12 protein-coding genes are annotated in these 22,851 nt (G+C 69.0%); 4 read left to right on the top strand and 8 right to left on the bottom strand.

Going from position 1 to position 22,851, the window contains the following annotated elements; all coding sequences use genetic code 11:
* Window positions 1–74: 74 nt before the first annotated feature.
* On the bottom strand, window positions 75–482 hold the full coding sequence (locus tag OHT57_RS33715; RefSeq protein WP_328750499.1) for an ATP-binding protein: 408 nt from the start codon (window positions 480–482) through the stop codon (window positions 75–77).
* Between the two features lie 230 nt (window positions 483–712).
* Between OHT57_RS33715 and OHT57_RS33710 the strand changes: the two genes are divergently transcribed.
* Window positions 713–1,552: a helix-turn-helix domain-containing protein gene (locus OHT57_RS33710; RefSeq protein WP_328750498.1), complete on the top strand. Its 840-nt coding sequence runs from the start codon at window positions 713–715 to the stop codon at window positions 1,550–1,552.
* A complete protein-coding gene (locus tag OHT57_RS33705) occupies window positions 1,549–1,770 on the top strand; it encodes a DUF397 domain-containing protein (RefSeq protein WP_328750496.1) in 222 nt (73 codons plus the stop codon). The genes OHT57_RS33710 and OHT57_RS33705 overlap by 4 nt, the downstream gene beginning before the upstream one ends.
* A 42-nt stretch (window positions 1,771–1,812) precedes the next feature.
* On the opposite strand, the gene OHT57_RS33700 is transcribed toward OHT57_RS33705, so the two are convergent.
* The 5 genes from OHT57_RS33700 to OHT57_RS33680 all read right to left on the bottom strand — a co-directional run bounded on the left by OHT57_RS33700 (window position 1,813) and on the right by OHT57_RS33680 (window position 14,162).
* Window positions 1,813–3,795: a competence protein CoiA family protein gene (locus OHT57_RS33700; RefSeq protein ID WP_328750495.1), complete on the bottom strand. Its 1,983-nt coding sequence runs from the start codon at window positions 3,793–3,795 to the stop codon at window positions 1,813–1,815.
* A 128-nt stretch (window positions 3,796–3,923) separates the two neighbouring features.
* Complete coding sequence (locus OHT57_RS33695) at window positions 3,924–8,258, bottom strand: Eco57I restriction-modification methylase domain-containing protein (RefSeq protein WP_328750494.1); 4,335 nt, start codon at window positions 8,256–8,258, stop codon at window positions 3,924–3,926.
* Entirely contained in the window at window positions 8,255–11,476 is a 3,222-nt protein-coding gene (gene drmD / locus OHT57_RS33690) for a DISARM system SNF2-like helicase DrmD (RefSeq protein WP_328750493.1), read from the bottom strand. The genes OHT57_RS33695 and drmD overlap by 4 nt, the downstream gene beginning before the upstream one ends.
* A gap of 125 nt (window positions 11,477–11,601) precedes the next feature.
* Window positions 11,602–13,185, bottom strand: a complete 1,584-nt coding sequence (locus tag OHT57_RS33685; protein WP_328750492.1) for a serine/threonine-protein kinase — start codon at window positions 13,183–13,185, stop codon at window positions 11,602–11,604.
* Window positions 13,186–13,223: 38 nt separating this feature from the next.
* On the bottom strand, window positions 13,224–14,162 hold the full coding sequence (locus OHT57_RS33680; protein ID WP_328750491.1) for a serine/threonine-protein kinase: 939 nt from the start codon (window positions 14,160–14,162) through the stop codon (window positions 13,224–13,226).
* Window positions 14,163–14,236: 74 nt separating this feature from the next.
* Here OHT57_RS33680 and OHT57_RS33675 point away from each other — a divergent pair, with 74 nt between their 5' ends.
* The gene (locus tag OHT57_RS33675) at window positions 14,237–16,387 is read left to right on the top strand and encodes a UvrD-helicase domain-containing protein (RefSeq protein WP_328750490.1); all 2,151 of its coding nucleotides are present in this window, start codon (window positions 14,237–14,239) and stop codon (window positions 16,385–16,387) included.
* A gap of 76 nt (window positions 16,388–16,463) precedes the next feature.
* Here the strand turns inward: OHT57_RS33675 and OHT57_RS33670 are convergent, their stop codons facing one another.
* Window positions 16,464–19,049: a GmrSD restriction endonuclease domain-containing protein gene (locus OHT57_RS33670; RefSeq protein ID WP_328750489.1), complete on the bottom strand. Its 2,586-nt coding sequence runs from the start codon at window positions 19,047–19,049 to the stop codon at window positions 16,464–16,466.
* A gap of 205 nt (window positions 19,050–19,254) precedes the next feature.
* On the opposite strand from OHT57_RS33670, the gene OHT57_RS33665 reads away from it, so the two are divergent.
* Window positions 19,255–21,303 (top strand): N-6 DNA methylase, encoded by a 2,049-nt coding sequence (locus OHT57_RS33665; RefSeq protein WP_328750488.1) that lies wholly within the window; start codon window positions 19,255–19,257, stop codon window positions 21,301–21,303.
* A gap of 39 nt (window positions 21,304–21,342) precedes the next feature.
* On the opposite strand, the gene OHT57_RS33660 is transcribed toward OHT57_RS33665, so the two are convergent.
* Window positions 21,343–22,836 (bottom strand): serine/threonine-protein kinase, encoded by a 1,494-nt coding sequence (locus OHT57_RS33660; RefSeq protein ID WP_328750487.1) that lies wholly within the window; start codon window positions 22,834–22,836, stop codon window positions 21,343–21,345.
* Between the last annotated feature and the right edge of the window lie 15 nt (window positions 22,837–22,851).

The raw sequence follows: 22,851 nt of genomic DNA, 5'->3' as shown, positions 1-22,851 counted from the left end.
GGCGGCGGTACATGACCCAACGTCGTTGTCAGAGCGGGCAGTTCCCCTTCCGGGACCAGGCCACCGCGATGTCGTCACCCATGACGGGGCGGCCGGTCGACCTCGGCCCACAGCGTCTTGGTGTAGGGGTTCCGTGGTCCCGTGCCCCATCGGTCGGCGAGGGCTTCGACGAGGAGCAGGCCGCGCCCCGATTCCTCCGCCGGTCCCGGCGGTTCGGGCACTCTCCCGGGTGCCGGAGGGAGCCTGTCCGGCCTGGTGTCGGTGACCTCGATGCGCACCGACTCCGGCGTCAGCGTCAGGCGCACCGCGAAGTCCCGTCCGGGCGTGTGGCCGTGCGTGGCGGCGTTGGCGGCGAACTCCGCGACGACGGCCGCCACGGTGGACGCCGTACGGCCGTCGCGAGGGATCCCCCAATCGTCGAGCTGCTGCACAGCAAGCAGCCGGGCGAGCCGCGCGCCGCGCCGGGTCGAGCTGAGCTGCACGCGGAACGACAGGGCCGGGAGCTGAGGTTGGGGTGTGCACGCTGAGGCACCAATTCCTGACTTCACACCGTAACCGTCTCGTCACGCGACTACCCTGGCCAGGGCAGACGGTCGTACCCGGCGGTGCTGTATGGGTGGGGTACGGATTGGTACGGGTCACGGCCCGTGACCGGTGGCCGGGAGCCACGTTGGTCCACGACGGCACGGCGAAGTGTGGGGACGTGACGCACATGACGAACAACAGCCGTACAAGACGACGCGAACGGGACGACGACCATCCGGCGATCTGGGTCGGCTACGGCAAGCTGGTCAGGCTCTTCCGCGAGCGGGCGGGGCTGACGCAGACCCAACTCGCGGATGCGGTCGGGTACTCCTGCGAGCAGGTGGCGTCCATCGAGCAGGGGCGACGGCCGGCGAAGTCCGCGTTCACGGAGGCGGCCGAGCGTGTCCTCGGGGCGGGCGGGGTGCTCGCGGAACTCCAGGAGGACGTGGATCGCGCCAAACTGCCCAAGTTCTTTCAGGACTTCGCGGGGATCGAGGCGGAGGCGGTGAGTCGGTTCGCTTACGATCCGTTGGTAGTGCCGGGGTTGTTGCAAACGCCGGAGTATGCGCGGGCGTTGCTCTGCGGGCACTGCCCTCCGCTGGACGAGGAGACCATCGACCAACGGGTGGATGCCCGCATGAGCCGCCATTCGCTGTTGACGCGGAGCCCTATGGTTGAACTGTCATTCATCATCGGGGAGCTGGCACTTCGCAACCCGGTAGGCGATGCCCAACTGATGCGGGCGCAGCTTCAACGCCTGCTCACGGTATGTGCCTTGCAGAATGTGGAGCTTCAGGTCATGCCCTCTGAGGGGGGCGTACATGTCGGTCTCAACGGTGCTTTCGTCCTCCTGGAGACCCTGGAGCATCAGCACTACGGGTACATCGAGGCACAGCAAGTGGGCCTGGTGATCAGTGATCCCTCGAAGGTCAGCGCCTTTGGCCTACGATATGGCAAGCTGCGGTCGCAAGCTCTGAACGCCGAGGAGTCCGCACGTCTCATCGAGCGCCTCGTAGGAGCGGAATGAACACGGAGCGAGTCATGGGTGACCGCGGACAGTTGAAGTGGCGCAAGAGCAGCTACAGCGGAACCGGCGGAGGCGACTGCATCGAGGTGGCCACCGCTCCGGGTACGGTCCACGTCCGCGACTCAAAGGATCGACAGAAACCAATCCTAAGCTTCTCCCACGAGGAGTGGTCCGCGTTCGTGGGCTACGCGAAGACCGGGTACGAAGCCTGCATCTGACGCTATCCCGGTCGGTTCGGGTCACGGGGGCTGGTGCTTCGCTCAACCTTCGATCTGGTCAGCGCCCGCCCCCATCCCATGGTTGCCTGCTCTGGGCACGAGGCGGGGTGGCAGCAGCGTTGAGGAATCACCGCACGCTACGTAGGCGCGTTCCTGCTCTCGCTCCCAGATCATCCGAAGCGCCTCGTTCGTTCGCGGTACCTCGAACCCTAGTTTCCTGAGCACCTGACGGTAGTAAGGAACAGGCCCGCCTCCGGGAGTCGTCACCAGAGCGGACAACAACGGTTCTGCCGTTGCGGATTCGGCGTCGACCCGTGACAGAGTCTCCCACCGTGCGCTGTAGGGGAGCGCATCGAGCGCGTCGGATATGCCGCCAGTCAGGGCCTCCCACGTCACGGTACGACGATCACGCGCAACCTTGATCAGCCTTTGGCGAAGCTGTTCCGTCTGCATGGCCACCGTGATGGCGGCAGGTGCTTGGGGCCGGGCAGCAGTGGGCTTCGGCGTCTTCGCGTGCCCTTCGCGCTTCTCGCGCTGCTTGTCCGACTGCCGTTTGGCGATGCTCTGTTCGGCCGAGGCGATCACCGCATTCAGGCTGCGCGCGATATCGCGGGCCTGCGCAAGGTCAGCACCGCTGAGGCTTTCGCCCTGTCGCCCGCCCCAGCCCTCCACTCCACTCAGCCACCGCTGAGCGTGGGTCAGCTGCCTCTGGAGACGCTGGCGCGGCTTGCTCCGTTCGAGACGGCTCAAGAGCTGCTGACCACGGTCGGCCAGTTGCTGAACCTTGCTGAACTCACGGTACCCTCGCTCACTCTCACGCTGGCGTTTCCGATCGGCCGCTTCGTTGAGCGCTCGGTAGCCGGGGACGTGCTCCAACGCAGTTATGGACAAGCGCTCCGGCATCGTGCGGGCGGGCACGCCGTACTTCGCAAGTGCGCGCTCGACCTCGCGCAGGCGCCATCGTCTGATCACGGGAGGCGAGCCGGGATTCCCCAGTCCGAGGCTGTACGTGATGCTGCCGAGATACGGAAGCGGATCCCCGTCTTCGACTTGAAGCAGAGCGGACAACACGGGCTCGTCCTTGTCTGCCCGCCTGTCGACGTCGATGAGGAGGTCCCGAAGTTCGGAGCTGTTGTACTCGGCCAAGTCCATGTTCACGGTGTGCGCGAGACGCCGCCATGTAGGCCTGGTGCGCCACCGAGCATCCAGCTCCAGCGCCTGGCGCAGGTCCCGGACGAGTTCGCCCCGACTGCGAGCTCGCGTCTTCGCGGCGGCTGGCTGCTGCGCTCGTACCTCTGATGACGGACTGGCGAACGGCCGTCGCTCGGCAAGAATCGCTTCGACGGCCGGCGTCCGTAACCCCTCTGGTGTCAGCCAGCAATCCTCGAACGGAGCCCACTCGATCTCGCCGCTCGGGCGCTGGGTCCCGATGTAGGGACATCGTGCCGCGCCCTGGGTGTCAAAGCGGATGCGGAAGGTGTAGCCATCGCGATCGAGGAGGTCGTGCGGTGGTATGCCCTTCATCCCGAAGACCCAGTCGACGCTGTCTTCCGCGTCTCTGTCGAGCTCCCGTGCGATGCGGCGCCAGTCCGCGTGCTCGACAGGGCTCAACTGGAAGCGCAGGCGGCGGCCCGTATCGCGCACGTCCACGTCCACGGCATCTCCGGGGCCCAGACCTAGGCTGCGGAGTTGGACGCCTCCACGTAGTCGCTGAGAATCGAGCCATTGGTGCACCGCGCGCTTGGCGAAGAGGTGGTCGGCGCTGTCTTCTCCGTTGGCCGTCCGGTGGCACTGGCGGTGCGGGTGGTGGGCGAAGTGACAGACCTTGGAGTGGTAGAGGCGGTCGGTCAGCGGCTCTCCACAGCCACCAAGCAGAATCCCGCACCAGTAGGTGTAGTTGGGGTGCTGCTTGCGCCAGCGGGCCAGTTCGGCCGCCTCCATCGGGAGGATGATGGCCAGGTCGGACTTCTTGTCGCCGATGACTGCGGTCTGGACGAGGCGGTGGTCTGAGTACGGCGAAGGCATGGCGGGTTGGCCTCCGGAGATGGGCGGTTGAGATGCGGGCTCTCGGGTAGGGCCGCCAGCGCGGCCCGGTACTGGTCGGAATGCGCAGTTCGCTCAGCGGGGGGGCCGCCACTTTGAGAATGGGCATGTTAGAAGAGCGCATTGTCGGGCGGGAAAAGCCCGCCGTCCTCCCATCCAGCTCGGCCATCAGGGGCAGCACCCTGCTGATCGGCTTTCCGCCGCCTGGCGTCGGCCGAGGGCGGTGGCATGTCGGGGTGCTTGTTGGGCGTCTTATGCAGACCAAGGAATACCTCGTCGGCGTACGCCTGGTGGTTGAGCTGGCGGAGCCGGTCGATGATCTCGGTGCGGGCGAGCAGGCCGATGGTGTAGCGGACACCCTGGTCTGTCTCGTGGAAGCCGTGGTCGAGCGGGAAGGTTTCGTGGGTGGGATCCGTGGGTGGCGTAGCCCCGGTCTCATCCAGCAGGTCGTGCCAGCCGTATGCCTCGACAGCGGCTTTGTCGATCTCCTCGTGGATGCGGCGGAGTTCAACGATACCGGGGTCTTGGCAGGTCTTGTCATGGACAAGGTTGTACGTGGCTGTCAGGCCGATGTTACGGCGGACCATGAATTCACAACGGAACTCATCAAGGCGTACGCCAACAGCGTGAAGCCGGTCAGTTGGCTGGGGGCGGACAAAGCTTTCGAAGGCGTCAGTGGGGGTGTACCGGAGGTCACCTTTCATCGTGGAGGAGCGGTCCAGCGCCCACCAGTAGTGACATGCACTACTGAGAACCGCAAGCAAATAGATATCTCCTGAAGTGAAAATGACGAGCTGTTCACTATATACGCGCCCAGTGGGAACCAGGACCGGCATCACGGTCTTACTTACCCGAGTGAGGGCGAGACAGCGCTCCTTCCCTTCCAGTGCCTTATAGAGGTTCGGCCGGTGCGCCGCAAACCTCCACCAGTATTCCCGATATGACTTAATCGGATCGTTTTCTCGCTGCGGCTTAACAAGTGATCGAACTCGCCCTAGCAAGTCCGGATATTCTTCAGCCTTACTAAGTGGCCAATCCCTGAAAGAGATTACCCATCGACTGGCTGATGTATCGCTCCTCCTGTTCAGGTCCTCACCGTTCATGTAGGCCCGCAGCACATCAGCATTCTTGAGATCTCGAGAAATCCAACTCTCGGCTTCCTCGGCGGACATCGTGAATCCCGTGCCGAGAACATTCGATCCCTGGAATGCGATATTCTTATTCTGCACAAGCCTTCCGAGCGGCCCCGCGAACCGAGTCATCGGAGCCAGTGAAGCGGTAATGGAGCGGACTGGATGCCCGTCAAGATTCGACCGTACATCGGATCCCATTTGCTGCTTGGTCAGCCATGCCGCACAATATTCGAGAACGGCAGATCTTGAAGGCCAGGGCTCACTCTTGATGGCGCGACGAATCCTGCTGCCGCGGGAGAGTAGCTGCTCAAAGCCAACTGTTCTCGAGTCTCCCTGGGGGAGCGTGTTCGTTGCAATTACCGCAGTCTGGCCTGATCGATTAAGCAAACTGTCCATACGGAGCGCGAAATACGCAACCAGATCCGCAGTCCCTCGAATTCCACGGACTCCCCGGGCGATGAAATCTACCAAGAGCTCCCGATAAGCTTCACCGAAGACTGTCTTCAGTTTGAGGCCGCCAAGGAATGGAGGGTTACCAATGATGGCGTCGAAGCCCCCTCGCTCTTGAAAAACCTCCGGAAACTCCAATGGCCAATGCATCGGCACCCGATCCAAGCTTCCTTCCGGCAGCTCACTCGCCAGCCACGTCCGCGCCTGTTCTCTAGCCTCCGCCACCGCGACCGAATCATCCGCCACGAAGTCGCGCACAATCTCCCGCGCGACCCGGGCCGCCGAGGGGAAGAGATCGCGGACCCTCTCGCCGCCCTCCTCCTCATACCAGGGCACCCGCCCCGAAGCACACGTAGCGAGGGCAGCCCCCGCGATGAGGTCCCCCACCAACCTCAGCCGAGCCGTCTTTTCCCGTACCGCCTGCAGGTGTTCGCGCTTCTTGCCTAGCGCCTCGATGCCGTCGCCCTTTATCTCCGTGATGGCGTGCCGCTCGGCGATAACTTCGGCAACCAGACTCTCCGTGTCCGCCTCGGCTCCGAGCAGGTCACCCTTCGCCAAGTCCAGGTGGACGGCCTTCAGCTGCTCCAGCGAGGTAACCCCCAACAGCGAGTCCCCCGCCACCAGCCGGTCGTCCAGGAAAGTAAACGGACGCGTCGGGTCCATGGAGATCAGCCACAGCGACAGCTTGGCCATCTCTACGGCCATGGGGTTGATATCCACCCCGTACAGGCAGTGCTCAATCGCCTGGCGCCTGGCCTCGATCACCACCGGGTCGGACTCTGCGTCCGCCGCCGTGACCGCGTCAACAGCCCGCCCGGCGCGATACTTCACCGCTTCCTCGTGACCTTGCCGCTCCCACGCCTCGATCAACCGGTCCGCCAAGTACCGGCAAGCAGCCACCAGAAACGCCGCCGACCCCATCGCGATGTCAGCGACTTTCAACTCAAGGATCTGCTCGGCCGTCTTCGGCACCCACGCACTCGTGTCCGCCGTCTGGAGCGGCCCCGGCTCGTACACCAGCGGCTCCAGCGCGTGCAGGACAACCTCCTCCGCCAACCGGCGCGGCGTGTAGTGCGTGCCCGTGTTCTTCCTGAGCGAGGACTCGGTCACGAACAGCGCGCCCGCCGGGATGACCACCGGCAGGTCCCGCAGGTCCCTCCGAATCACACCGAAGAACGGCAGTAGACGCTCCGTCAGGTCCGCGTCACGGCAGACCGCGAGCAACACCCGCCTGGCCTCGGTCGCGGCCTCCGCCTTCCCCGGGGCGAGCAGCTTTTCCAGCCGGGCAGTGCTCGCCGGTGGCTTCGGGTCCTTCCACGTCTCGTAGATCTTCTTCGCGAGAGTCTTCACATCCCTCGACGAGGCCGCCAGGGACTCCAACTCCCGCAGCGGGACCTCGTGTTCCACACCGTCCGGGCCGATCAGGCCCACCATCGTCTCGACAGCGCGCCGGCCGTCGTACGAGAGCAGGCCCTCGTACACGTAGCCGATCTCCTCGACGCCCAGCGCACGGAAGCTGAGCGTGCGGGTCTCCTTCTGTCGGCCCGTGCCGACGCGGACCTCCTGCACGGACTGGAGCATGTGCAGCACGGTGCGGTCGTCGATGGGCAGGAGCGGGGAGCTGTTCTCCAGCCAGGGGTACCTGTCCGGGTCGAAGATCGAGCCGTCGTACGCGGGGAGTTCGAGTTCCGGGTGGCTGACGCCGCCGTGCACGGCGTGGAAGAGGGCGATGAGGCGGTGCCAGGCGGCGGTCGTGTGCTCCAGCGACGCCTCACCCTCGGCGTCCGCCCGCGCCTTCAACTCGGCGCGCAGGAAGCGGGCCGAGTACGACCGGGCGTACACCTCGTTGTCGGCGGGTAGCAGGCCGCGTTCCTCCGCGAAAAGGAGGAAGACGACTCGCATCATGACCGCGACCGCGCCCCGGTAGACCTCGCTGGCCTCGACGCCGCTCGCTCGCAGGCCGGGAGCGCCGTGCTGCATGGCGCGGGCATCGGCGCGGCCGATGGCGTCCACCAACTGCTCAACCGCCTGCCGGACCTGGATGCCCAGCGCCTCGGTGACCTCGTCGCCCGCGTCGAGGCTCTTCTTCAGCAGCCCGACGAGGGTCTCGGACTCCTCGTACTCGAAGAACCGGCGGCGGCGCAGCAGGGAGACGAAGGCGCGTACGACGTTGCGTTCGGCGGCCTCGTTCCAGCCGATGGCGTCGAAGACGGCGCTGGTCGTGACGCCGCCGACGGGTGCCCAGACCAGGTACCACCAGCGGCCGTCGGTGACCAGCCCGAGGGGTACGTCGTGGTGGCGCAGCAGCCGGGCGAGACGGTCGGCGGGGCTCGCGGCCCAGTCGTCGCCCCAGTTGGGCCGGGCGGTGGGTGCGGTGCCGCTGGGGACGGTGATGCCGAGCAGGCGTACGCGCTTGGTCGCGGACTCGGTGTCCGGTTCGGCGGCGAGGTCGGTGCCGGGCTCGGTGAGGGCGAAGTCGGCGCGGACGCGGGCGCCGTGCTCCGGGACGTCGAGGGTGAGGCGGTCCAGGGCGAGGTCGTCGTCCTGGCCCTGGCGCAGAGCGAGCGCGTCGCCCCACTCCAGGAGGGTGCGCAGGATGTAGGCAGTCCACTCGTCGCGGCCGGCGCTGGTGTCGGCCTGCCAGTCGGCGTGGCGGGCGCGCAGTCGGGTGCGCTGGTCCTTGTCGAGGGCGTCGAGCTGGGGCCAGGCCTGAAGCAGCACGGGCATCGTCAGGAAGGGGCCGGAGACCTCGGTGAGGTCGAGCCATTCCTGGTGCTGGCCCCGGCCGTCCATGGCCTTGGCCCTGGCTGCGGCGACTCCGTGGGAGGAGCCACGGGAGGAGAAGGCGGCGGGGCGGCTCATCGGCTGGCTTCCTTTGCGGGGACCACGAGGACGACGGCGACGGGGAAGAGGTGGGAGCGCGGCTCGTGGTAGCGGGCGGCGATGGCGGCGAGTTCGCCCTCGCGCTCTGCGACGAGTCCTTCTATACGGGCCTGCCAGCGGTCGCGGTCCTCGCGGTACTGGCGCTGTTCGGCGGTGGTCACCTCGCGGGTGCCGAAGAGGGCGATCTGCTCGTTGGCTTCGTCGCCCTCCTCCTTGAGTTTGGCCCGCAGGGTGGCCTCGAAGCGGTCCAGGGTCGCCCGGATGCGGTTCTCCTCCTCGGTGCGGCGGGCGGCCAGCGCCGATTCGAGGCTGGCGCCGCGTTCGCGGGCGCGGGCGGTGAGGGAGTCGTGGAGGGGCTTCTCCAGCCGGGGCCAGGCCTCGGTGAAGGCGTGCCGCAGGTCGGGGGCTGCCTCGGCGCCGTCGGTGAGGGCGCGGGCGAGGACGGCTCCCTGGGTGCGTACGGACTCCCAGCGGCGGAAGCGGCCCGTGTCGCCGAACCAGCCGCCCGCGTACAGGATCTCCTCGTGCAGGCGGGTGCCGTCGGCGCCTACGAGGACGTACCGGGCGTAGGCGGAGACCAGTGCGGTCTCAACGGCGGGGTCGTCGGTGACCACGGCGGTGACGCGGTGCAGGCCGACGGTGTCGGCGTTCCACACGGCGGCGGTGAGCAGGCGGGTGGAGAGGGCGACGAGCGGGTGCTTGAGGTGCGTGAGGACCACGTCGTCGCGGCCGAGGGCGGCAACCCCCGGGTCGAAGGTGACGGGGCGCTGCTCGGCGGGGCGGAGCTTGTGGGCGAGGCCGCGCGTGGCGCGCTCCCAGGTGCCGGAGAGCGGCGGGACCGTCCACAGCCCGTCCAAGTCCTCGCTGTAGTACGGGGTGAGGGGCTGCTGGTGATCCAGGGCGAGGGCGGTGTCGACGACCCGTTTGATGTTGGCGTGGGTGAGGCCGAGGGTGTCGACGGTCTCCTGGTACTGCTCTGCGAGGCGCTTGGCCTGGGCCGTGACGTTCTGCTCGGAGGCCACAGTGCCGCCGGTGCGGCGGCCGGCGATCTGCTTCGGCTTGGCGTTGTCGATGTCGACGGGGGTGGTGTCACCCGTCATGCGGCGCTGTACGGCGTCGGCGATGACGGCGTTGACGGAGCCCAGGTCGGCTTCGGTTCGGGCGATCTTGCGGGCGATGCGGGAGAGGAACTCCAGGTCGGCCTCGTAGGAGCCGGCCGCGGCCTTCTCCCAGCCGGCGCCGATGAAGTGGGTGATCTCCGGGTCCTTCTTCTGGCCCCAGCGGTCGATGCGGCCGATGCGCTGTTCGAGCTTGTTGGGGTTGAAGGGGATGTCGTAGTTGAACAGACGGTGGCAGTGGTTCTGGAGGTCGATGCCCTCGCTGGCGGCGTCGGTGGCCAGCAGGATGCGGACCTTGCCCTCTTCGGAGGCCGGGTGGGCCTGGAAGCCGAGGCGGATCTGCTCGCGGTCGTCGGTGTTGAGGCCGCCGTGCAGGATGGCGACGCGGCCGCCGTCGGTGAGTTCCTCCTGCTGGAGCAGGTTGAACAGCCACTTCTGGGTGTCGCGGTACTCGGTGAAGACGACGACGCGTTCGTTGGTCCAGAACTGGCCGTCGGGGCGGCAGATGGCCTTCAGTTCCCGGATGAGTGCGTCGGCCTTGGAGTCGGCGGCAGCCTCGTGGGTGAGTGCCCAGCGCTCCATCTGCTGGAGCAGGGTCAACTCCTCGCCGTCCTCCTGCGGGGTCAGGCTGGTGGAACGGGTGAGGGCGTCGTCCTCGGCCTCCGCGAGGCCCAGGTCGTCGAGTTCGGCGACGAGATCGGGGAAGTCCTCCAGCCACTCGGGGACTTCGGCGGCGGCCGAGCGGGAACGGGTCCGGGTGTCGTCCAGGTGGGAGAGGTAGACCTGCACGGTGTGCAGGAAGGCGGCCGGAGAGGAGAACAGCCGCTTCTTCAGCAGGAGGGTGACCAGGTCGGCGGCGCGGCGGCCGCCGCGGGCCTTCGGGGTCATCCGCCTGCGGCGCAGGTCGGAGAAGCTGCTCAGCACGCCGTGGATCTCGCGCTCGGTGTCGGTGTACTCGACGGGAAGTTCGCGGGGGTCCTGGCGGGTGCGGAAGCGGGGGGAACCGTCGGGGTTGGTAATGGTGGACTTCAGGCGGCGGACGACGGTCTCCTTGCGGGCCTGCTCGTCGGGGTCCACGCCGCGGGCGAACTTCTGGTTGTCGATGAGCTCCAGCAGCGCGGTGTACGACTCGGGGTAGCCGTTGTGCGGGGTGGCGGAGAGGAAGAGCCGGTGCTCGAAGTGCGGGACGAGGCGCCGGATCAGCTTGGTCTGCTGGGAGTCGACGGCGTACACCTGCTTGGGCGCGGCGGGCGCCACGTGGTGGGCCTCGTCGAGGACGAGCAGGTCGAAGAAGCGGCGCTCGGTGCCGTCGTCCTTCGTCTCCTGGCGGGGCGGGACGACCTCGTCAAGGAGGCGCTGCGCCTTGGTGCCACGCAGCCACGGCAGGGAGACGATGGTGAGCGGGTGGACGCGGAACGGGTTGGCCGCGGTGCCGTGGGTGCGGCGCAGCCGGGCGCAGTGCTCGGCGTCGACGATGGTGAAGTCCAGACCGAACTTCTCGGCGAGCTCGTCACGCCACTTCAGAGTGAGGCCCGCCGGGCAGATCACCATGACGCGGCGGGCCCGGCCGCGCAGCAGCAGCTCCTGGACGACGAGACCGGCTTCGATGGTCTTGCCGAGGCCCACGTCGTCGGCGAGGAGCAGGTTGACGCGAGGGGCGCCTACGGCTCGCGAGACGGGTTCGAGCTGGTAGGGCTCTACGGCGACACCGGAGCGGAACGGCGCTTGGAGGGTCTTGACGTCGGCGGAGGCGACGGCCGACCAGCGGACGGCGTCGAGGAACGCGGCGAGGCGGGACGGCGGGTCGTACTGGCCGGTCGACGCGTCGGGCAGGGAGCCGCGGTCAAGGATGCGCCTGCCGGGTTCGACCTCCCATATGACAGAGAGGGTGTCGCCGAACCGGCCGTCGGCGACGGACTGGAGGTGGACGAGTGTGGCGGCGCGTCCGCTGGTGGGCGGGGCGGGCTCCACGCGGGCGACGACCCAGCTCTGGCCTCGCACTTCGACGAGCTCACCGTCTCCGGGCAGTCGCTCCTCCGGAGCTGCCGCGCTCCGCTCCCGGTGAGCTGTCTGCGTCATCGGTGATCCGCCTCCCCTGTGGCCTGGCATACAGCCTGAACCCTACGCAATACGGGGTGTCCACCTGGCCCCGGCAGTAAGTTAACAGCAGCAGTAAAACTGTGAACAGAGTTCACGTATGCCCTTCAAGATTTTGCCAGCATTCGGTCAAGGCGGGCAATCAGGCTATCCGTCCGCGCGTGCCGTTCGTCGTCGACCGGGAGAATTCGCTGCTGCTCCTGCCCCAGGGCGGTGAGCTGGTCACGTGCCTCGCGTAGCCTCCCCGTCCGGGCTACGAGCGAGCCGATCCGGAACCTGGTGTCGAACACGCTCCTGTCAGCGGCGCCGAAGACATGCTGCTGCACGGGCAGGAGGCCCTCGAACTCGTGCAGCGCCTCGTTGGTGCGCCCCAGTTCGGCCAGACACGTGGCCGCGCCGGCCCGGCAGGCCAGCACATCGCGGTCGGTCGCCGGTCGGCGGCGCCGGAGCGTGCCGCCGAGTGCGAAGTAGCCGTCGTAGGCACGGTTGAACTCCTCGGCCTTCAGCAGGAGATCGCACAGGGTGAGCCGCGCCGGCACGGCCTCGGTGTCGTCGAACGGACGGCCTGCCTCACGCAGTCGCCGCCCCAGCGCGGCGGCGGCTCCCACGTAGTCGCCACGGGCGGCCTGGTCCAGGATCTCCTGGGGCACGGCGGCGGGCGCGGCCGTGGGTCCGGAGGGTGCCGGGCGGGGGACGGGGACCGGCCGCCGGGACGGGGCAGGGCCGACGGAGGCGGAAGAAGACACGGAAGCGGAAGCGGACCTCACGGCGCCGGATCCGGCGGACGGTTGCCGGGGGACGGCCCGGTCCGACGGCTGGGCGAGCCAGGCACGCGCCGTGCCGTGGACCTCCTCCGCCGAGGGTCTGTCGTCGGGGGACTTGGCCAGCAGACGCATGACGAGGGAGGTGAAGTCCCCGGGTACGTCGTTCCTGAGATTCCCTAGTGGGGGCGGCTCCTCGTACGCGTGCCGGTAGAGGAGCGCCACGGCCGTCCCCGCAGTGAAGGGCGGACGGCCCGCCAGGATCTCGTACAGCACACAGCCCAGGGCGTACAGGTCGCTCCGCTCCGTCGCGCGCCCGCCGTCCGCCTGCTCCGGCGAGATGAACCCCGGCGTGCCGAGCACTTCCTGGGTACGGGTGAGTCGGGGCTCGTCGGGATCGGGCTCCATGACCGCCGCGATGCCGAAGTCGAGCACCTTCACCGTGCCGTCCGGCGTGAGCATCAGATTGGACGGCTTCAGGTCCCGGTGCACGACGCCGATGCGGTGAGCGTGGGCCAGGGCGTCGGCCGTCTGTACGGCGACCGCGGCGGCGTGGTGAATGGAAAAGGGGCCGTTCTGTTTGAGGAGCCGGGAGAGTGTGTCGCCGTGCACGAGTTCCATGACGAGGTAGAGCCCGTCGCCGTCGTCCCCGTCGAGCCGGCCCCACTCGTGGACAACCGGCACACTCCGGTGCCCGATCCGGGCGGTGAGCCGGGCCTCACGCATGAACCGCTGTTCCATGCGGTCGAGATCGGAGCCGCGACCGCCCGCCGAAAGGAACTTGACCGCCACGGGTCGGTCCAGCCGTAGGTCCCGGGCCAACCACACGTCGCCCATGCCGCCGCGGCCGAGGCGGTCGGTCAACTCGTAATGGTCCTTGATCCGTCGTGTCACGCCGTACTCGGCCCCCTGCTCGGCTTGCGCGGTCACCCGTACGGCATATTCTCACCCCGCCGGTGACCGGGCCGTCACACCGGGTACGGGCCCTGCGGGAGCACGAACGGACGGCGCGGATCCTCGGGGCCGAAGCCGCGCAGGGTGCCGGGTCCCGGCCGCGCGGCGGGCAGCCACGGCCCGAGCGCGCCGTACACCTCGGCGGCCGAGGCAGGCCGGTTCTCACGGTCCTTGGCCAGCAGGGCGAGGACCAAGTCCTGGAGAGCGTCCGGTACCGGCGCGCCTGCTTCGGCGAGGCGGGGCGGTGTGTCGTGCAGGTGCCCGCGCAGGACGGCCATCGGGCGGTCGCGGGGGAAGGGCGGGGCTCCAGCGAGCATGTGGTGCAGCAGGCAGCCGACGCTGTACAGGTCACTGCGTCCGTCGAGGTCCGGGACCCCGGACAGCAGCTCGGGCGATGCGTAGAGGAGGTTGCCGGGCTGCTCGCCGGTGGCGGTCAGCCTCGGACCGTCGTCCGCCATCAGTTTCACCAGGCCGAAGTCAAGGATCTTCACCACGCCGTCGCGGCGGACCATCACGTTCTCGGGCTTCAGGTCGCGGTGGACGAGACCGGCGGCGTGGGCGGCGGCGAGGCCGGAGCAGATCTGGGCGGCGACGGCCGCGGCGGAGGCCACGTCGAGTCGTTCCCGCTCGTCGAGGACCGTGCCGAGCGTCGCCCCGTCGACGAGCTGCATCACGAGCCAATGCGTGTCGCCGGTGACGGATGCGTCGTAGACAGCGGCGATGTTGGCGCTGTCGAGCGTCGCCGCGGCCTTCGCCTCCCGTACGAAGCGCCGCCGCACCCGTTCGCGGTCCTCGGCCTCCGAGAGGAGTTCCGCGGCGACCGTCTTGACCGCGACCGGACGCCCCAGATGCAGGTCGCGTCCGCGCCAGACCTGCCCCATACTGCCCCGGCCGAGCGGCTGTTGCAGTTTGTAGCGGTCGCCGAGCACAACTCCCGGCCGGATGTCGTGCACGATCTCTCCCCCGGCCGGTGACGGTCAGTAGAGTGATCGTAGTTCCTGGAGGGGACGCGTCGGAGGGGGCAGGGATGGCGACGCTGGGTATGCACCGGGACTTCCTGATGGAGTTCGCGGCACTGGAGAAGCCCGTCCAGAAACGCGTCTTCGAGGTGTTCGAGAAGTTCGCGGCGGCCACGCACGCCGGGCTGCACCTGGAGAAGCTCACCCACCAGAAGGATCCGCGGCTGCGGACCATCCGCATCAACGACTTCTGGCGAGGCGTCGTCCTCAAGGCGGAGTCGGGCGACAGTTATCTGCTACTCAAGGTGCTCCCCCACGACAAGGCCAACGACTGGGCCGCCAAGCACCGGGCCTCGGTGAACGGGGCGACGCAGGGCATCGAGATCCGCAACGACGTCGGCCTGGAGCGGGCCACGGCCGGGCTCCGGGCGCGGGCGGCCGAGGAGCCCTCCCGCCTCTTCCCGGCCTCGGAGTACCCGGACAAGGTGCTGCGCAGCCTGGGAGTGGACGAGGAGATCCTGCCGATCATCCGGCTGGTGCCGGACGAAACGCACCTGGAGGCCCTGCACAAGGTGCTGCCCGAGCAGCAGTACGACGTGCTCCTCGGGCTCGCCACCGGGATGGAACCGGCCGAGATCGACCGGGAGATCGTACAGGCGTACGCCCGGGCCGCACCGCGGTCGGCAGACTCCTCCGAGGGGGACGAGCTCGCCGCCGCCATGGCCCGTTCGCGCGGCCGGGTCGCCCTGGTCTCCGGGACCGAGGAGCTGCAGGAGATCCTGGACCGGCCCTTCGACGCCTGGCGGGTCTTCCTGCACCCGAGCCAGTACCGGGTCGCGTACCAGGAGAGCTATGCCGGGCCCGCTCGCGTCACGGGCGGGCCGGGCACCGGCAAGACCGTGGTCGCCCTGCACCGGGCGTTCCACCTGGCGCGGCGGCTGCCCGCCGACGCGCCCGACGGTTGCGTGCTGCTCACCACGTACACCAAGGACCTCGCCGCGGAGCTGGAGCGCTGCCTGGCACTGCTGGTCACGGACCCGGCGGTGCGCGCGAAGATCCGGGTGGTGAACGTCGACGCTCTGGCCAACGAGACGGTGCGGGCGGAGCGTGGTGGCGCGCCGCTGAAGCTGGTCTTCGACCAGAAGGAAATCACGGCCCGATGGGCGCGGATCGCTCGCAGGGTGGAGGCCGACTTCACGGATGTGTTCCTGGACCAGGAGTGGCGGCACGTCGTCCTCGCCCAGGCCCTCACCACGCCGGAGGAATACCTGAAGGCGCCGCGGACCGGCCGGGGCAGTGCGCTGGGGCCGCTGAAGAGGCTCCAGGTGTGGCGGGCGGTCTCCGCGTTCGAGGAGCAACTGCGGCAGGCAGGCGAGTGGACGTTCCTTCAAGTGTGTGCGGAGGCGGCGCGGGTCATGGACGGGCGCGAGGAGCGGCCGTTCCGGCATGTGGTGGTCGACGAGGCGCAGGACCTGCACCCGGCGCAGTGGCGCTTGCTCCGGTCTCTGGTCCCACCCGGCTCCGACGACCTTTTCCTCGCCGGGGACACCTATCAGCGCATCTACGGCAACCGGGTCTCGCTGCGCTCGCTCGGCATCCAGGTGGTGGGGCGTTCGCACCGGCTGCGGGTCAACTACCGCACCACGCAGGAGATCCTCGCCTGGTCCGCCTCGCTGCTGACGGGTGAGGAGCCGGACGACATGGACGGGGCGAAGGAATCACTGGCCGGTTACCGCTCCACGATGCACGGCGAACGGCCCGAGACGTCTGCGCACGCGGCCAAGACCGAGGAGACCGCGGCACTCGTGTCCCGGGTGGAGAAGTGGATCGCCTCGGGGGTGGAGGCGGAACACATCGGTATTGCGGTGCGGTTCGTCCAGTTCGGCAAGGACATCGCGGGGGCCCTGGAACGGGCCGGGATCGCGGCGCGCGTGCTGGGCGCCGGTCGCGGCGGCCCAGGGGTGCGGATCGGAACCATGCACCGGATGAAGGGGCTGGAGTTCCGCTGTGTGGCGGTGGCCGGGGTGAACGACGGCACGGTGCCGATGAAGGCCGCGGTCACTCCGGTGGAGGTCGACGCGCAGCAGCACCAGGAGGACCTGAACAGCGAGTTGAGCCTGCTGTTCGTAGCGTGCACGCGGGCGCGGGAGGCGCTGCGGGTGTCCTGGCACGGCGAGCCGAGTCCGTTCCTGGCCCCGGTCACCGGCCCGCGTCCGTAGCGCCGCGAGCGAGTCCGACCTGCGTGAGGCCCCGAGAAAGTCCCCTGAGCCTCACGCACGCGACGGATGCGGAGTGTCAGAGAGTGCCGGGGTCATCGTCAAGCATGCGGCGGGCCTCCGCGAGGGCGGCCGTGTGCGCGAACCACTCCAGCACCACGCAGATCTCCTGGCTGTGCCCGGCGAAGACCTCCACGGGGAAGGACGGGCGCAGGTCGAGCTTGGCCTCGGCCAGGTCGATGCCCGCGATCCCGTTCAGCCGGGTCATCAACTCGCGCCGCAGCGGCTCGTCGTCGAACGGGGGGCGCCGCTTCAGATACTGGAAGACGACTTCGACCGTCCCGGAGACCGGGTAGATCGCCAGTGGCCACAGCGCGCGGGTGTCGAGCGTGCCTCCGAACCGTGCCATGGGGAAGCAGCTGGTCTCGCTCGCCCGGCCGTAGGCGAGGTGGCCGCCCTGCTGTTCCCAGAAGCGGAGCGCGCTCAGAACACCTTCGGCGGTTTCCTTGGTCTGGTTGTCACGCAGTTGCGTTTCGAACCGGTCGGCCGCCGACTGCTGCTCGTCTTCGGTCCCCGGGGACGGCACGGCCTCCTCGGAGATGTCCATGTCCAACAGGGCCGAGAGATCGGCCGTCGTCAGCCGGTGGGAGCGGCGGGCCCGGTCGGCGTCGTCGAAGGGAACGCCCTCTGCCTCCAGGCGAGTTCGCGCATCCCCGGACTCCTGGCCGTCGGGCCCGCGGAAGCCCGCCGCGACACGGCCGTCCGCCGTCAGCACCCGGTAGGCGCCGTGCAGGCCGGGCCTGGACGCCAGGTGCTGGCCGACCGGGACGGCATGGGTGCCGATGAGCGCCGCGACATCACCGTACGTCGTCCACGTACCGGCCGGCATGGCAAGGAGCGCGGCCCGCAGCTCCTTCCAGCCGGACCACTCGTCGTCCTCGGGGACTGTTCCGGCGACGGGCCCGGGCCACAGCCGCACCGCCCGGTCGGCCAGGCCGGCGGCGCGGTCGAGGATCTCCGCCATCCCCCACCGCTCCCGCCCGGCGATCTCCTGGTTCATGCGCAGGGCGCTGGAGTCCAGGATCTCCTGCTTGCGGCGGAACGGATGGTTCGAGAGCTTCGCGTTGTCCGCGGAGAGGGTCAGATTGCCCAGTGTGTGGACGAGCACGGCATGGAGCTCGTCCGGGCCCTGTCCGTCCTCGGCCTCTTCGGCGAGCAGATCGAACCACTGCTGGGCGGGGTTCTGCGGCAGTACGTGCTCGACGGTGAGACGTGCCTTGGCGTAGTCGACCGGCTCGCTCCCCCCGTAGCTCTCCTCCAGCCTCCGCAGTACCTGGAACCGCTGATTGCCGCGGCCCGCCTTGTAGAAGGGCCGGGTGCGGATCGCTTCGCGGACGGCGTCGTCGTCGGGCCAGACGCGCGCGCCCGCCTTGTTCTTCGACAGGATGCGGCGTACGGCCTCCGCCGGGTCCTCGTCCTTCTCCAGTTCCTTGGGCATCTCCATGAAGACTCGGTTGCTGCCCGTGGTGGAGTAGCCCGCGAAGAGACGTCGCACCATGTAGCTCTCGGCGTACGCCAGTGCGCGGGCGGCCTGATGGGGTGTGGCCTGTCCACCGTCCACCCGGTCGAGCAGCTGAAGCGCCAGCGGGTAGTGGGTCTGGCCGCCCCAGCGGGACAGCCTTTCCAGCACCTCGCGCAACTCCGGATCAGGTTCCCGTTCGGGCTCCAGAATCCGCATCAGGCGTTCGGCCCGCCGGGAGAGGGACTCGATCTCGGCTTCGAGTGCCGCTTCGTCCGTGCTCAGGGGTTCCAGGCGCTTCTTCTGGTCGCGGTAGATCTCGCTCTGTTTGGCCCGGCTGTTGCCGGCCACGACCAGGTCGAGCCAGACCAGGAGTTCGAGGCTGGCCGGGCCGAGCAGTTCCTGCATGGGCAGCCAGCGGTTGCGGTAGACCGACTCGCCGCGGGTCGGCAGACACATGAAGAGGTAGTTGCGCAGCAGGTCGCTCTGGCTGAGTCCGACACCGGTGTTGTTGATCGACTCGAAGATCCGGTAGACGTTGTCGCCCTCAGCGGCGGTGATCTCGACGATCGACAGCAGACCGCTCAGTACGGTCTCCACCGCGTCCGTCCACGCCTCACCGCCGCTCTCCTCACCCTCGGTCAGCGCGGCGAGGAAGAACCGGTAGGCGGCGCCCACGTTGCCCGGGCCGCCCGCCTTGGGTGAGTTCTCGACACAGGCGGTGAAGGCGTCCCGGTCCGCCTGTGTCGGCAGGAGCCGGTAGTGGTCGTCTCCGCTTCGGTACTTGTTGACGAGCACGAGGTCCTGGATGCGGTCGGCCTTCTGTTCCGCGCCGCCACGTTCCCGGTGGCGGTCGCGCAGCGCAGTGAAGGCGAGCATGAGGGTGGTGAGCCGCTGCTGGCCGTCGACGACGAGCCAGCGCTGCATGCCGCCCGCGGTGATCCGGCCCGGTGCCAGCACGACGGAGCCGAGGAAGTGCGCTGCGGGGGCCCGCTCTTCCAACTGCTCCTCGACCAACTCCTGCACGTCGTCCCAGAGTTGCTGCAGCTGCTCACGCTGCCAGCTGTAGGTGCGCTGGTAGAGCGGCACCTGGTACTGCTTCTCGCCCTGGACGAGCTCTTTGAACGTGGTCTCCTGAGCGTGCACGTGCGCCTCTCCCCCTGGGTGTCCCCGACCGGCTGCCCATTTTCCACGATCAGGGGTGCGCATGGGAGTAACCGGAAGTTCTCGACTCTGGACGATGCGTTCATAAACTGAGTCAAGAGACACATGCCCGTGTGCGCTGCATGCCCGGTACCGTAGGCCGCCGCACCCTCACGCACAACAGGTCTGTACCACCCCGGAGAGTCCGATGCCCGAGCCCGCAGAATCCCCCACGGTTTCCGTGCCCCTCGCAGAGGTCGCGCGGATCGCGGGCGTGGGACGTGCCGCCGTCAGCAACTGGCGGCGACGTCACGAGACCTTCCCCGCACCGATCGGTGGCACCGACGCGAGCCCTGTGTTCTCGCTCGCCGAGATCGAGGCGTGGCTGCACAGGGAAGGCAAGATCAAGACGGCTGTGGAGCCTCTGGAGCGGCTCTGGCCGGAGTACGAGGCCCTGGGGGACCGGGATGCGATGGGTTTCCTCGTCGCGCAGGTCGGCCTGCGGCTCTGCGGGGAACCCGGGAAGCCGGACGACGGTCTTCCGGCCGCAGCGGGGGTGCTCGACGAGCGGCAGTCCGGCCTTCTGGAACGGACGCTGGAGCTGGCCGGGACGAAGGGCCCGGCGGAGACCTTCGGGTTCCTCCTGGAGCGGTGGCTGCGCACCCACGTACGGCAGATCGCGGTCACTCCGGGGCCCCTCGCCGAACTCGTGACGGACATCGCTGCGGTCGTCCACGCCGGCGCGGTCCGCACGGTTCTCGACCCCGCGTGCGGCACCGGGACCCTGCTTCTGTCGGCGGGACGGCGATGGGGCGACTCAGAAGGCGGCTCAGGACTGGCCGAGCTGCGAGGGCAGGACAAGGACCCGGTGCTCGTGTCCTTGACGCGCGCACAGCTGGCCGTCGCCAGCTGCACAGGGGCAGCTCCACCGGAGATCACAGTCACGGCCGCGGACACCCTGCGCGCCGATGCCCATGCGGATGTACGGGCCGATGTGGTCCTGTGCAACCCGCCCGCGAACGAGCGTGACTGGGGGCATGCAGAGCTCGCGACGGACACCCGCTGGGCCTTCGGTCAGCCGCCCCGCACGGAGTCGGAGCTCGCCTGGGTCCAGCACATCGCCGCCGCTCTGGCACCGGGAGGTGTCGGGGTGATGGTGCTGCCGCCCGCGGTCGCTGCGCGGCGGGCCGGCCGGCGTATCCGGGCGGGTCTGCTGCGTGCAGGTGTACTGCGTACCGTGATCGCCCTGCCGCCCGGCGCCGCGCCTCCGCACGGGGTCGGCCTTCATGTGTGGGTCCTGCGGGCAGGCGGCACCGGTGAGGAGCCGGGGACATCCCCGGCCGAGATCACCTTGGTGGACACCGCGGCCCGGCAGAACGGTCCTCGCGCCATGGGTGCCGGGGGCGTCGACTGGGTCCAGATCACGGAGCAGGTGGTGAAGGCCCTTCAGGGGGCGGGCGGACCCGGAAATGTGACGGTTCCGGTCATCGACCTGCTGGACGAAGAGGTGGACCTCACTCCGGCCCGGCACATTCCGCGCGGCCGTGCCGCAGACCTGATCGGACTGCGGCGGTCGTGGGCCCGGTTCGACGCCCATGCGAGCGAGCTCCGCGATGCGGCTGGTGTTCTGTCGGCACTTGAGCCGGTCGAGGCCGGTGACGTCGCCCCGCTCATCACAGTCGCCGACCTGGAGCGCGCCGGAGCGCTGGAGATCCGGGGCGGGCAGGCGCTGCCCGAAGCCGAGGTGGAGCGGGGTGCGCGCCCGGCGGACGGCGCGCGGGTGCTGACCGGTCTCCGCCTGCCCGGGGGCCCGGAGCTGTGGCTTCCGGCACGGGCGGTGACGGATGGGGAGAAGAGTGGCGCGCTGACCGTCACGGCTTCACAGGATGTCGTCGTGTCCATGCTGGCCCGCGATTTCGACGTCCATGTGGACACCGAGGCACCGTCGGTTCTCGGGCCGCAGCTCTGTGCGCTGCGCGTGGACCCCTCGGTCCTCGATCCCTGGTTCCTGGCAGGCTGCCTACGGGCTCCCGACAATGCCCGCCGGGCGGGCACGCACGCGTCCACGACGTCCCGTGTCGATGTACGGCGGCTGCGGGTGCCCCGGTTCTCCCTGGAGGAGCAACAGCGGTACGGCGAGATCTATCGCAGGATCACGACGTTCGAAAGAGAGCTCCAGGGGCTCCGCCGGGTGGGGGGCGAACTCGTCCGGTCACTCGGTGATCTTCTGTCCCACGGCCAGTTGCCGCGCGTCTGATCCAAGTGCCCGGTCGGCCGCTGGTTGCTGCCGGCACCCCTACAGCGCGGCCAGACCGCCGTCGAGGGAGGAGACCTCGGGCCCGAAGCCCCGCTCGCCCAGTTCGAGGGCTACCTCACGGCAACGGGCGACCAGGCGGGCAGGCGGAGAGGCGAGCCGCAGCGTCTCCGTGGCCGCCTCGTGCCAGTCACCGAGTGCGCCCCGAAGATCGCCCTCGGGCACCTTGCATTCCGCGAGGCCGATCCGGGCCTCCAGCACCAGTGATGCGAGGCGAGGATCCGCACTGTCTCCGAGCGCCACCGCCACCTCCCCGTACAGCCTCCTCGCCCACTCTGTGTCGCCGTCGAGGCGCGCCGCGTCCGCGCACACCAACTGCGCGTCCACAACGGCGGGTTCCCTGGGGCCCCACGCGGACACGGCGCGAGCGAGCGCCGATGCGAGCTGCGCGCACTCGGCAGCGGGTCCTGTGGAGTCGAGTTCGGCCCTGGCGAGGGCGATCCGGTCGGCGAACTCGCCCCGCCCCAGCCAAGAAGCGCGGCGGCTCCGGCCACGCAGGGAACTTCTCGTGCGCACTCGGTCGGCGTCCTCGGCGATCGGTCCCCCGCGCAGCCGGTAACGGGCCGTGGGATCGGGGTGCAGCTCGGGGTCGGGGCCGGGGTCGCCGGGCGCGGGAAGGTGTGCGCGCAGCACGGCGAGGGCTTCGCCGATGCCGGCCGGGCGGTCGGCGGGCGTCTTCCCCAGCAGGTCCCAAACGAGCTCGTCGAGGTCCTCCGATATCCCGATGTTGATGCCGCGGACCCGGGGAGGAAGGTCTTCGAGGTGCTGCGTGTCCTTGTTCCGATCCGGCTTGTCCTCGAACGGCTTCTCGCCGGTGAACAGCTCGAACAGCACGGAGCCGAGCGCGTAGAGGTCCACCGCGGCGGAGATGTCCTGCTGGCCGCGGAGCTGCTCCGGCGCCATGTAACCGGCGCTGCCCGGAGTGGCGCCCAGCGCGGTGTAGCGCGTGGCGTCGGGGTCGGCCAGGTGGGCGATGCCGAAGTCGAGCAGCTTCACCGCCCCGTCCACCGCGGCGATCACCACGTTGCCGGGCTTGAGGTCCCGGTGCACCACGCCGTTCGTATGGGCGTGGCCGAGGGCCTCGGCGATCTGGACGGCGATCGCGACGGCCGCGCCGAAGGGGAACGGACGGCGCAGGTCGAGGAGTTCACGCAGGTTGACCCCGTCGACGTACTCCATGACGAGGTACGGCTCCTCGTGGTGGTAGCCGCGGTGCAGCAGGCGCGGGATGGCGGGATGATCCAGTTCCTCGAGGATCACCCCCTCGCGCTCGAACCGCTTCATCAATTCCACCCGGCGTCGGGTCCGTTCGGCCGGGCTGAACCGGCCCTGGGTGTAGGCGTCGAGGCGCAGCGCCTTGACCGCGACCAGCCGTCCGGTGGCGGTCTCCGTCGCTGTCCAGATGCTTCCCATGCCGCCCTGATCGAGCGCTTCCTCGATCCGGAAGCGTCCGTCGAGGACTTCCCCGGTTTCCACCCGTACCTCCGGTTC

The sequence above is a fragment of the Streptomyces sp. NBC_00285 genome, assembly GCF_036174265.1.
Taxonomy (GTDB): domain Bacteria; phylum Actinomycetota; class Actinomycetes; order Streptomycetales; family Streptomycetaceae; genus Streptomyces.
The sequence above is the reverse complement of the archived record's forward strand: the minus strand, read 5'-3'. Positions and strand labels throughout refer to the sequence as shown.